Raw genomic sequence first — 12,814 nt, forward strand, 5'->3', positions numbered from 1 at the left:
TTTTTGGTTTTTTATGATGCAATACGCTTTGTGGTTGTATCGTCAGTTGACTTAGATACCTGCTCTAACCATCGTTTTAAAGTTTCAGGGCTGACAGGATTGGCAATTGGATCTAAAAATACAGGGACAGGACGTTCTGCCTCATCGTTATAACTGGTGGTAAATAGGCGCACTCGGTTTAAACAAATTTTTTCAAATTCGGCTCTAAACATGGCAAATTTTTCAATGCGTTCTGCCAACTCTGGATGCGCCTGATGAAAAGCATCAATGACCGATGAAATGGTTTGCCAAAATTCAACTTCGCTATGCTCAGGGTAGTCTTGTAAAAATACATTACAGATATAACGGTAATGCACCATAAATAGCCCAGTGAAAATAAAATGGCTGAGTTCATGCGCAGGATGACGCAGTAAAATTTGCCCTTCAATAGGTAAACTGGCCAATTCTGGAAAGTCTTCATCAACCAAATTGACATCATCAATAAAGTCTTTCAGCACCATTTTCTGCGGTACGCCATTGGCATGAATAAGCATGGTATTTTCCCCATGTGGAGAAAAAGCCAAGCCATATTTGTACAAGCAGATTAAGAGTGGAGTAACAGATACTTCGGCAAAGCGTTTTAACCACTGTAATGGACTCAAACCCGACGCCTGAATCAACACAGCTAATATTGACTGGCCATTGATATCTCGATGTAATAAAGCCGCTTGAGAAAGTGCCTGTTCACCTGTTCCAATCACTGGATCTACACTTTCACGCCACAAACATCCAAACAGTTCTTTAAACTGATACGGCGCACCTTCAATCTGATCAAAACAAGGCTGATGAATAGTCAAAGTTGCAACTTCACCTAAGAATGCAACGCCTGACTGTTTCAAGTCTGAATCTTGAGATTGAATCTGCTTTAACCAAGCTGTGACGGCTGGAGCTGCTAAGTTTCGTTTAGACGGCAACCCACGATACACCGCAGTATTGAAGATACTGACAGGTAATTTGACATAATGACGCTCAGGCTGACTGATATTGCAAAGTGTGCGAATCGACTGCATAGGCACATAATCATCTTGCCCAACGCCTAATTCAATAATGCGCTGATCCACGATTTCATTGGCATAGGTTGGCACTAACCATTGATGCCACTGCCATGCATGTACTGGAATAAGAAAATAGTCACGACAAGAGCAGCCTCTTTCATGTAACTGTTGTTCAAAGCTCTCTAACTCTTCTGCATCCAACTCATATTGATAAAGTCTCCCTGCTTGCCACTCCTCGGTAGAACGGAACTCTGCCAAATCACGATGCACTGCGAGCCACAGCACTTTGACCGTTGGCGAAAGTTCAGGAGCGGCACTTAAGTAATCGTCATAACCAAAACCCATACGACCTTTGCTCATAATCAACCACGGATGACCACGGAGCATACCTTCAATTTCATGATGCGATGTGGTCAATACTGCTTCACTGCTTAAACGACTTTCATCAAATAAATGCGCCTCGGCTAACCACGTATTGTTCATTTCTTTGATGAGATATGCCTTGGTAAAAGGCTTAACTTCGGTTTGATTTGAAAACGCACGAATAAAAGTATGTAAGTTCCATGCAGGCAGGTCTCCAACCGCGCTCAACTCACGTACTGAACCCTCCTCAATCTGCCAATGTCCCAATAAATAGTTTTGTGCTTTAAAAGTATAGGTTTGATCATCCAACGTCAGCTGGTAACGATTGTCCTTTAAATGAGTTACTTGAATAATTTCTTCATATAAAAATTCAGCAATCGCCATTTCAATTAAGCGCTGTCCTGCCAAACGCCACTGTTTCTGATTCACTTGAAGTTGTGCAAAGCTCATATGATTTTCTCGAATGTATAAGGCTGCATAGAGGGATGTGACCCTGTTTGTATTTTGCGCTGCTCAATATTTTTTGATTTAGGAATCGATGGTGCTAGAGCTGCTGTTCGTGTAATAGATGTGTCATTCTGCACATACATTTCGGGGTTCTGCTCAGCGCTGAAATGCTGAAAGGTCTGTTCATTACTGTCCAGCTCATAAAGCTGATAACCCAGTAGTTGATTGGCAATGGTCGCAGCGCGAAAAGCGCCTAAACCTAAATCTGGTGTACCTACACCATGACTGTGCATTTCTTGGTTTTGCACATAAATTTCACCCATTGCTGTATGCTGCAAGCGATAGTCTTGGCTCACTTGCCAACGGCCCGCTTGATCTGTTGCAATCAAGGGCTTTAAGTATTTTAAAAATGAAATCTCAGAGCTGTAATAACCTGTAGATGCCACCACAAAATCAACATCCATATAAAAACGTTGCTTGGTTACCGTATGTTCAAGGCTCAAGCGAATCTGCTGGCTTTCCAGTAACTCAGCATCAAGTAACTGAATTTGTGCATGCAAATGTGTTGCTTGTGTAGCAGAGGCAATACTACGGTGGTAAAGTTTTTGGTAAATCTCACGTATGGTTTTGGCACTAATGCCTTTGTACAGCAAGCCTTGATCTCTTAACTGCGCTGCTTTTTGTGTTTCTGAAAGTCTATAAAAATGTTGGGTATAGTTCGGACTAAAATGTTCCAAGCCCAATGGTGCATATTCCATCGGGAAAAAGCCATTGGAACGCGTCAGCCAATGCAGCTTAAAGTCAGCCGTTGGTACATGATCATGTTGATACTGCTGATCAAACAAATCTAAAAAGACTTCAGCAGAAGACTGACCTGAGCCTAAAACCACGACATTACCTTTGAGCTTGTCTTTCTTATGGGTTAAGTAATCTGCTGAATGAATACACTTTTCAGGCACTTGTTGTAACTTACGTAAACATTCAGGCAAATAAGGCTGGTTGCCCGAACCAATCACCAAGTTTCGACACAAGTAACGAATAAAACGGCCGCCTTGCTCAACCACCACCTCAAAACCTTCGTTCTTGGCATAAATGGCCTTGACCGTCGATTGGTACTGTATATGACCCAGTTGATCTGCCACCCATTGGCAATAATGGTTGTATTCACGGCGCGGAATATGAGGCTGCTCAAGGAAGTAGAACTTATATAAGCGCTGCTGTGATTTTAGGTAATTCAAAAAACTTAACGGACTGGTCGGATCGACCATCGACACCAAATCCGCCATGAATGGAACTTGCAAGACCGTATTGGGAAGTTGCATACCTGCATGCCAGTCGAACTGCGCTTTTTTTTCAAAAAACAGATAGTGCAGTTCAGTCTTTTCATGCAACAAACTGGCTAGGCTTAAGTTAAATGGCCCAAGACCAATCGCAATAAAATCAAGCATAGAGGGCATCCTCTTGTTTGATATAGAGCGGATTGGCTAACTGAATATAGACAGACTGATTTTCAACGGGTGCAATCAATTCATCCAGTTCATATAAACGGGTCAGTAAGTTACCCTTATAAGGCAGGGTTGGTTGATACAACAGACTTTGAATCAAACTACTCTCTGGATAGTGTTTCAACAGGTCAAAGAGATGTTGTTGTAAAATAGACAGTAAATCTTGCTCACTTACAAAACCTGTTGCACCGATGGCATTGATGATGCCAAACAAGGTATTGCCAAAGAAATAATAACTAAAGCGCTCATCGACAAAAGTCTTGGAGCCTACTGCATGGGCTTTATCATGCAGTTCTGGAAATTGTTGTAAAATTTCACCTGCGAATTCTTCGATATAATAAAAGCCTTGATTGTCCCGTAGCCATAGCCAATATGGCCAGCCATCTTTCAACTCAACCAAGACATTTTGCTGATGCGCCTCAAAGGCCATACCATAACGATGGTAGACGTACATGAGTGGGCTCAGACTGATGTTTAAGAAAGCCTTAAACCAATCATGTGCGATTTTCGCTTTATCATTTAACTTTTGTTGAAAAGCAATCTGATCAAATAATGCATTAAAACGATTACGTTCTTCTACGGGATGATCCTGACACAATGAAGCAATACACGTGACCTGCTGTTCAGGAGTAAACGGCTGATCACGTACAATACAAATCGTTTCATCGATGATTTCATCATCCAACTGAAGAGCAATCCACGCCGGGTCATTCACCGCTTTTAGGGTTGGACATTGCTTTAAGATACTTTGCCCTAACTCACTGTGCCAAAACCGATGCGTCATTTCACCGCGGTGACATTCTTTTGCTAAATTGACGCGGATAGAGTTGGTAATCATCACTGAAAGCGATGGTTTTAACATCCACGGCGCGTTAAAGCTAGCCAAAGTACGTACAGAAGTGGTTGGTGAAAATATCCATGCTTTTTCGCCCAAATCGATGATTTTTAGTTTAGCTTTTAAAATTTTAAACCATACTTTGCTTTGTAAATAGCGGGCTTGCCATGGATGCAGTGGTAGCAGTTTGTAATGTGCATATGCAGCTAAGGTTTCAAGTTCCGATTCAGACAAATGCCATTTGATTTCTTGTTTAAGTTGTATTGAAAAAACCTGCTCAAGCGCTGTTCCTTCTGCAATATATTCAGGTGCCACCAGCCAATAATGCAGCTGGGTCTGACCACAAGCTTCTGGTGAATATTTTTGCCAGTCCTCATGGACAAAACCTGTTCGGCTTTTCGGTGCAGGGTGCATGCTATGACCTAAAATCAAAGCCTGTTCAGACTCTATAAAACCTTGTTCAAGCTGTACTAGCGCATCAAAATCCTCTGCCCGAATATTTAAAAACTGTTGTAATGCATCACGACTTTGAATCCAACGCTCAACCAAGGATGCTGCATCGACATGGCCTTCGGATTGTTGCACTAACTCTTCTAGTAACAGACTGACCATGGCTGCTGCGCTAAAGTTAAGCTTTTGGCCTTTTTGAAAAATTTGCGGTAAAGCCGCAATACGATGTCGCCCAACACGACTGACATAGCTTAACGGAACAAAAAGCTGTGCTTGGATTAAACTCAGTGGCAAAGATAACAGCGTCAAACCTTGGCTAAACGCGAGTTGAGTTGAATTTTGTTGATACTTCTCAAACAAGCTCGCTTGGCCTGTTTCTTGTGAGTATGCATTGACAAGATGCTGCATCGCCAAGCGATTGGCTAGCTCTTTCATCTGACCATTTCCTCTTTTTAAAGCTTATTCCAAGCTCATTTCATGTAATTATGTTTCTTAAAGGTGTTCACGTTGGCCAACGCTGCAAAAGCATGTTAATGGTAATTATTATCATTTATCTTTGCAATTTTGTTTACTTTTGGAAATATACGCACAACAACAACATATATTATTGTTTTTTAATACTTTTTAAAATTTAATCAGTTTTTCTAATAAAGCCTATATAAAATTACACCATAGCTTTAAATGATAGTTTATGAATTTATAATTGATTCGAACTATAAAATTTCCCTATATTTCATAAGGAAAAGCCCATTCAGTCACCTGAATGAGTTTTCATTTGTGCTCAAATTAATACTCAAAAGAACTCAAGACTAAATTAATATAGATAAAGCAGCGAAGACGTCACTGCTCTTTATTGATCCAGTACATCAGCAAAAGTGGCTGAAAGTACTTTTGCTAAATCCTGCGGTTTTAAACCGATATCTAAGCCGCGCTTCCCCCCACTGACATATAATTTTTCCAACTGTACTGCGCTTTGGTCAATCACGGTTTTTAACCTTTTTTTCTGTCCAACAGGACTAATCCCACCGACCAAATAACCTGTCAGTCTTTCTGCATCTTTAGGGTCGGACATTTTTAGTTTTTTTGCCCCCACTGCCTGTGCAACTTTTTTCAAATTTAACTGATGGTGTACAGGAAGAATCGCAACAAAATAGTTTTTTTCATCGGTCACTAAAAGTGTTTTAAACACCTCTTCGACACGTAGATTTAATTTTTCCGCGGCTTCAAGCCCAAAGCTTTTTGCATTGGCATCATGTTCATATTCATGAATAGAAAAATCGACTTTATTGGCTTTTAATAGTTTGGTTGCAGGTGTCATTTCTGTTCAATATTTTCACTACATACCCAGCATTATATGCCTATTCAAAAAAAAAGTTTAGCGGTACGCCTATCATGAGCATCGAACTTACAGGCACTCAACAAATCAATGACTGTAAGTTCGATATCAACTATGTATGCAGCTTGTTATCGCTGAAATATCACATTTTAGTCCGCACTTAATCCAAATTTCTTAAAGATTTGAGCACGGCATTTTGGCAAAATATTGGCTTTGGTCAAATCACCTTCGTAGTGATCGAACACTCGTTGATCCATCATTTTAAACCACAGCTTTGGAATTAACGCTGGAATTAACATGGTGGCATAACCACTCGGTAGCTCAGGGGCTTCATCAAAATGCCTTAATGCCTGAAATGGGCGGGTTGGATAGGCATGATGATCTGAATGGCGTTGTAACTGGTATAAGAATAAATTAGTCACAATGTTGTTATTATTCCAGCTGTGTTCTGGCATGGTTCGCGCATAGCTGCCATCTTCCTTTTGGCTGCGCTTTAAACCATAGTGTTCAATATAATTAATAATTTCAAACAGACTCACGCCATAAAATGCTTGTGTCACTAGATATGGCGTCACTTTTTTACCAAACAATTTCAACATGGCTGCATGAAAACCAGCACTCATCGCCCACCCATGAAACAGTTCATTTTCTTTGGAGAAGAAAGACAAACCCTTTCGTTTTAGGCGTTTATGTTCAATTTCAACCGCCGACTTCAACCCACCAAAAACGGTACGCGGCCAAAACTCATAAAAAGTCTCTCCCATTTTCGATGAAGCAGGATCTTCTGGCGTTGCAGCACGTTTATGGTGCCCATAAGGGTGCTCAATGCGGAAATGGTTGTAGACCAACGGCGATAAAGTCATATGCGACCAATAATGATCTGATTTTTTAGGACGGTGGCACAGCTCATGTGCTGTATTTACCGCTACTCCATTAATTGCCCCCATGGAGACACCCAATAATATTTGGTCGAGCATCGATACATTTTGACGAGTCACCACATAACCTGCAAACAAATTGGCTGCCATTTGTAGCGGAATGAACAATTTCACAATACGGTCATAGTACGGGTCATTTACCAAGACCTTAATTTCATCATCCGAAGGGTTGTTTTCATCCGCACCGACCAGACCATCTACCGCAGGAATAATCACATGCAGTAACAGCGGCCCACCCAAAGCGAAGATTTTCTTGGTGGGTTTCGGGCCAAAATGATAGCCCGCTAAAATGCCCATACCAATCACAGGAAGCCCAGGACTCAATAACCAGCCAAAACGCTTTTTATCGATCCCTGCTGCATTTTTGACGACCACGCTAGAATTCGTCATTTTCACTGATGCATTCATTACCATTCTTCCAATTTTCTTGTTATGCCTTTATATTTCTAGAAATGGGTCATAAAGAACAGTTGCTAACGTCCAAGAAAACAGTGTAATCGTCCTTGGCCTGAAATGACTAAAATTGACCCTAAATCAAATATTAAGCCTAAGAAATAAAGACTAGAAACCGTAAAGTATGGATGCTTTAAGTAAAATTTTTGAAGATATACACCTCAACCAATCTGAGTACCTCTACCTTAAACCGCATGGTGAGTGGGCTTTTCGCTACACAGAACAATCCACCATGATGGCCTATGCGGTACTTCAAGGACAATTCACCATTTGTTTAGATTCTAAACAAATTATTGTTGCTGAAGTGGGAGACTTGATCTTACTGCCTTCAGGGCCAAGTCATGAGTGTCGATCCTCAACCACCGACCAACTATTGGAAGTATTCGATATTTCTGACTTATTTGCCCAAAACCAACACAAAGAAGTCTCTTTTGGGAGTAATGCGACACAACAAAAAACCGTGATCTTGGCCTTACATGCACATATGGACCCCATTATGGCGCGTCCGTTGGTACAGGCCTTACCCGCGTTTATTCACCTTCAACACCAAGATCTCAGCACGGTTCCTGAATGGTTGCAAATTGGGCTACAGTTTCTCGCTCTAGAAGTCCAACGCATACGCCCGGGTCGTGACAAAATTTTGGATCATTTGGTGAGTATTTTATTAATTGAATGTGTGCGTGATTATATTGATGCGCTGCAAGACTCGAACAATTGGCTGAGTGCTTTATCTCATCCTGAACTCTCCAATGCACTTGCAAAAATTCATGCGGAACCCGCACAGCCTTGGACAGTTGAGTCCCTTGCGGAACAGTGTTGTATGTCACGGTCTAAATTTGCCACATTGTTTAGCCAAATTTTAGGCACAAGCCCTTTGGCTTATTTGCAACAACACCGTCTGCGTTTAGCCGCCCAATACCTGCGTAATGGACAAGGTACAATTCAGCAAATTGCACATCGGGTCGGATACAACTCAGAAACGGCTTTTAGCCAAACCTTTAAACGACAGTATCAAATGAGCCCTAGCCAATATAGAAATAATCCAAACCCAACTTAAAGTGCTCGTCCTTAATGGTTTAATAGCAGTCTTCACTCTGCTTATGTCTTTGTGCACCGAGATAAATACCTTGAACTTGCAGACAAAGATTAGCATCTTGTGAAAATCACACTATAATATCCCGCATCCTTGCTAGAGATGGCTTCAAACCACTGCTTGTTTGTTCTTTTTCGCTCTAGCCACACTTTTTTAAGTCCAATTTCCATCCGTGATTCGGCTTATTTTTCAATATTTTATCTCTTGTATGTCCATGCTGACATATAAGAAAATTTAGGTGCCAGCATGGAAATCAAGGTTAATTATCTCGATAATCTTCGCCAAGAAGCGAAGTTCGATGATTTTACAGTCATTGCCGATCAACCGATTCGCTACAAAGGTGATGGCTCTGCACCCGGTCCATTTGACTATTTTTTAGCATCTTCTGCGCTTTGCGCTGCTTACTTTGTCAAAGTGTATTGTTTGGCACGTGACATTCCAACCGACAACATTCGTTTGTCACAAAACAACATTGTTGACCCTGAAAACCGCTATAAACAAATTTTCAAAATTCAAGTTGAACTCCCTGCAGACATTTCAGAAAAAGATCGCCAAGGTATTTTGCGCTCTATCGACCGTTGTACGGTTAAGAAAGTGATTCAAACAGGTCCTGAGTTTATTATTGAAGAAGTAGAAAGCATTGATGCTGACGCTCAAGCCCTGCTTATTCCAAGCCTTGCTTCTGAAACCAGCACCATCATTGCGGGTAAAGACCTGCCTTTAGAAGAAACCATTGCCAATATGTCAGGTATTTTGGCTGGTCTAGGCATGAAAATTGAGATTGCTTCTTGGCGTAACATTGTGCCAAATGTGTGGTCTTTACATATTCGTGATGCTCAATCGCCAATGTGTTTTACCAACGGCAAAGGTTCAAGCAAAGAAAGCGCTTTAGCTTCTGCGCTGGGTGAGTTCATTGAACGTCTGAACTGTAACTTCTTCTATAACGACCAGTTCTGGGGTGAAGACATTGCCAATGCTGAGTTTGTGCACTATCCAGATGAAAAATGGTTCATGCCAGGTCCAAATGGTGAAATGCCAGAAGGTGTTCTGGATGAGTACACCCTTGAAATTTATGACCCTGAAGAAGAACTATTAGGTACGCATTTATACGACACCAACTCAGGGAAAACCGAGCGTGGTATTTGCGCTTTACCTTTTGTTCGCCAGTCTGATGCGGAAGTGGTTTACTTCCCATCAAACTTGATTGAAAACTTGTACCTTAGTAACGGAATGAGTGCAGGAAATACCTTAGCTGAGGCACAAGTACAGTGTTTGTCTGAAATTTTTGAGCGTGCGGTAAAACGTGAAATTTTGGAAGGTGAACTGACCCTGCCAGATGTGCCACAAGAGGTTTTAGCGAAATACCCAAGTATTTTAGCGGGCATCCAAGGTTTAGAAGAGCAAGGTTTCCCTGTACTGGTGAAGGATGCTTCTCTAGGCGGTCAATACCCTGTAATGTGTGTGACGTTAATGAACCCACGTACAGGTGGTGTATTCGCCTCTTTCGGTGCACACCCAAGCTTTGATGTTGCGCTTGAGCGTAGCTTAACTGAGCTACTACAAGGTCGTAGTTTTGAAGGTCTGAACGACTTACCTCGCCCAACATTTAGCTCAAATGCGGTCACCGAACCCAATAACTTTGTTGAACACTTCATTGACTCAAGTGGTGTGGTGTCATGGCGTTTCTTTAGTGCCAAATCGGGCTATGACTTTGTCGAGTGGGACTTTACCAATCAAGGCCAAAACTCAAATGCTGATGAGGCTGATGAACTGTTCGGTATTTTGGAAAATATGGGCAAAGAAGTCTATATGGCCATTTACCAACATTTAGGTGCAACAGCCTGCCGTATCTTGGTGCCAGGTTACTCAGAAATTTACTTGGTTGAAGACTTGGTTTGGGACAACACCAACAAAGCACTGCTTTACCGTGAAGACATCCTCAACTTACACCGTTTAGACAATGAACAACTCGAAGCGCTGGTTGAACGTTTGGAAGAATGTGAGCTAGATGACTATACTGAAATCAAGACTTTGATCGGGATTGAGTTTGATGACAATACCGAATGGGGTCAATTGACTCTGCTTGAACTTAAACTATTGATCTATCTTGCATTAGAGCAGTTTGAGGAAGCGAAAGACTTGGTTGAAGCATTCTTACAATACAACACCAATACCGTTGAACGTGGTCTGTTCTACCAATGCATGAATGTCGTGCTCGAAGTGATGTTAGATGACGATATGGAACTGGAAGAGTATGAAGCAAACTTCCGCCGTATGTTCGGTGATGAACGTATGGATGCAGTAATAGGCACAGTTGAAGGTCGTATTCGCTTCTATGGTTTAACAGAAACAAGTATGAAGCTTGAAGGTTTAGACCGTCACTTACGTTTAATCGACAGTTATAAAAAGTTACACGCTGCACGTGCCAAGGCTGTTGGACTAAAACCTTAAAATAAAAAGAAACAACCCAAATACGTTTGGGTTGTTTCTTACTGCACTATCACGATGTCTTAAAGAAAATTAATCTAAAATATTCAAAATCGCCTCAACAGGATTTTCACTATTACCTGCAAGTAACTGTTTATGCATGGTAATGTGCTGCATAGCCTGAATCTGTGCGGTTTCTATATTCATTAATTTTTCAATTTCAGCCGCCAATTTCTCAGGCGTTGCATCTTTTTGAATTAATTCTTGTATCACTTTCTTGCCTGCAATAATATTCGGCAATGAATAATATTGAATCTTGATCAAGAATTTCACCACATGATAGGTGAGCCAGTTCAACTTATAGAAGGTCACCATTGGACGGTGTAACAGCATAGCTTCTAAAGTCGCTGTACCCGATGCTAAAGCCACAATATTAGCGGCGTTCATAACTTGGCGCCCAATTTTCGATTCGGTGCCTGAGTTTTCAAGCAAGTCAATTTGATTGACCAGTGCTTTTGGATACTGGGCAAGCAAAGCTTCGATTTGTTGCTTACGTGCATCGTTGATAGCAGGTATCACAAAGCGATAGTTTGGATATTTGGCGTAGAGCAATTTTGCAGCATCTAAAACCAGTGGACCGAGCTTTTCAATTTCACCACGTCGGCTTCCCGGCAATAAGGCAATATGCTTTTGGGTCAGATCTAAACCCAGTTCTTCTTTGGCTTGTAAAATTGGGTTTTCCAAAGGCAATTGGCTTGCCAAGGGGTGTCCTACAAACGCAGCAGGAACATCCCATTTTTTATAAAATGCTTTTTCAAACGGAAATAAACACAATACCAAATCAATAGAAGCTTTGATGCCATGAACCCGTCCCTGACGCCATGCCCAAACGGAAGGACTAACGTACTGCACGGTTTTTATTGGCAGTTGTTTTTGTTTTAAACTTTTTGAAAGGCGCAGATTAAAGTCTGGTGCATCAATCCCAATAAACACATCGACAGGATGGGCTGTCCACTTCTCTACCAGTCCATCACGTACAGCAAAAAGTTTTTTAATGTCTTTAAGAACCTCAACCAGCCCCATAACAGACAAAATATCCATCGGATAAAAGCTGTTGAAACCTTCTGCAATCATTTGCGGGCCACCAATGCCCTCAAATTCTGCATCAATTCCTTGCTCACGAAAACTGCGAATAAGTTTAGCACCTAAAGTATCACCTGATACTTCACCCACTACGATTCCAATTTTAAGTTTCCGATTTTGCAAAGCATTATTCCTTATTTTTCAACCCATGCATCATAACATAGCGTCTTTTGGGATGGGTATTGGTCGACTCTTTCTATTTTATAGTCTAGATATAAAATGAGTGACCTATTTGATTCATATGAAGAGCACAAAAAAAGTCGAGTTAATTTCAATTTTCGATCATTTAAATATTGCATAAGATGCCTATTAGAACATAAAATTACTGAGAATCATTATCGTTAATTTATGTGCACTCTGTTGCTCAACTTACGCTGCTTCATACTAGTATTTTGGCTACGTAGATTGCTCATACGCATAATAGAGATGATTGTGTTTTGCTTAAATATTAAATTTAGGTTCAATGCTTAGTGAGTACAACGTTAAGCCCCCTTTATGACTTCATTCATGTGATCTTTATGCCCCTAAGTCAGCTTAAATACCCTATAACCGTTATGTTCCGGTTTTTGATCGCATTTGGCTTAGGCTATTTATGTACATTCATGTTATCAGAACTGCTTACACTCAGTTTTTACCCTCACTTAGCTAAAGCAGAATCCATTTATTTGGCGGCTTTTCTATCTCTTATTTTCTTTACCATTTTTGTCATTGTAAGCTTTTGTGTTCAATCCCTGAAAAAGTTAAGCGCTTCAACCATTTCGCTTTCCCTTTGCTTTTTTCTATTGCTGAA

General features: G+C 41.0%; 8 protein-coding genes. 2 read left to right on the top strand and 6 right to left on the bottom strand.

The genetic code is table 11. The features are described from left to right. Positions 1-11 precede the first annotated feature (11 nt). From GVX98_RS06640 to GVX98_RS06660, 5 genes are all read right to left on the bottom strand, one after another. Positions 12-1,847 (bottom strand): IucA/IucC family siderophore biosynthesis protein, encoded by a 1,836-nt coding sequence (locus GVX98_RS06640; protein WP_159127591.1) that lies wholly within the window; start codon positions 1,845-1,847, stop codon positions 12-14. Next, on the bottom strand, positions 1,844-3,292 hold the full coding sequence (locus GVX98_RS06645) for a lysine N(6)-hydroxylase/L-ornithine N(5)-oxygenase family protein (RefSeq protein ID WP_159127592.1): 1,449 nt from the start codon (positions 3,290-3,292) through the stop codon (positions 1,844-1,846). The genes GVX98_RS06640 and GVX98_RS06645 overlap by 4 nt, the downstream gene beginning before the upstream one ends. Beyond that, positions 3,285-5,069: an IucA/IucC family siderophore biosynthesis protein gene (locus GVX98_RS06650; protein ID WP_159127593.1), complete on the bottom strand. Its 1,785-nt coding sequence runs from the start codon at positions 5,067-5,069 to the stop codon at positions 3,285-3,287. The genes GVX98_RS06645 and GVX98_RS06650 overlap by 8 nt, the downstream gene beginning before the upstream one ends. A gap of 415 nt (positions 5,070-5,484) precedes the next feature. Further along, complete coding sequence (gene ybaK, locus GVX98_RS06655; RefSeq protein WP_159127594.1) at positions 5,485-5,952, bottom strand: Cys-tRNA(Pro) deacylase; 468 nt, start codon at positions 5,950-5,952, stop codon at positions 5,485-5,487. Positions 5,953-6,119: 167 nt separating this feature from the next. After that, on the bottom strand, positions 6,120-7,316 hold the full coding sequence (locus GVX98_RS06660; protein ID WP_159127595.1) for an alkane 1-monooxygenase: 1,197 nt from the start codon (positions 7,314-7,316) through the stop codon (positions 6,120-6,122). A 169-nt stretch (positions 7,317-7,485) separates the two neighbouring features. Here GVX98_RS06660 and GVX98_RS06665 point away from each other — a divergent pair, with 169 nt between their 5' ends. Then, a complete protein-coding gene (locus tag GVX98_RS06665; protein ID WP_159127596.1) occupies positions 7,486-8,418 on the top strand; it encodes an AraC family transcriptional regulator in 933 nt (310 codons plus the stop codon). A gap of 282 nt (positions 8,419-8,700) precedes the next feature. Beyond that, positions 8,701-10,905, top strand: coding sequence for an OsmC domain/YcaO domain-containing protein (locus GVX98_RS06670; protein WP_159127597.1), 2,205 nt, complete (start codon positions 8,701-8,703; stop codon positions 10,903-10,905). A 69-nt stretch (positions 10,906-10,974) separates the two neighbouring features. On the opposite strand, the gene lpxB is transcribed toward GVX98_RS06670, so the two are convergent. Then, positions 10,975-12,147 carry a lipid-A-disaccharide synthase gene (gene lpxB / locus GVX98_RS06675; RefSeq protein WP_159127598.1) on the bottom strand — a complete coding sequence of 391 codons (1,173 nt, stop codon included), beginning with the start codon at positions 12,145-12,147 and terminating at the stop codon, positions 10,975-10,977. Between the last annotated feature and the right edge of the window lie 667 nt (positions 12,148-12,814).

This window comes from Acinetobacter sp. 8I-beige, from assembly GCF_902505955.1.
Taxonomy (GTDB): domain Bacteria; phylum Pseudomonadota; class Gammaproteobacteria; order Pseudomonadales; family Moraxellaceae; genus Acinetobacter; species Acinetobacter johnsonii.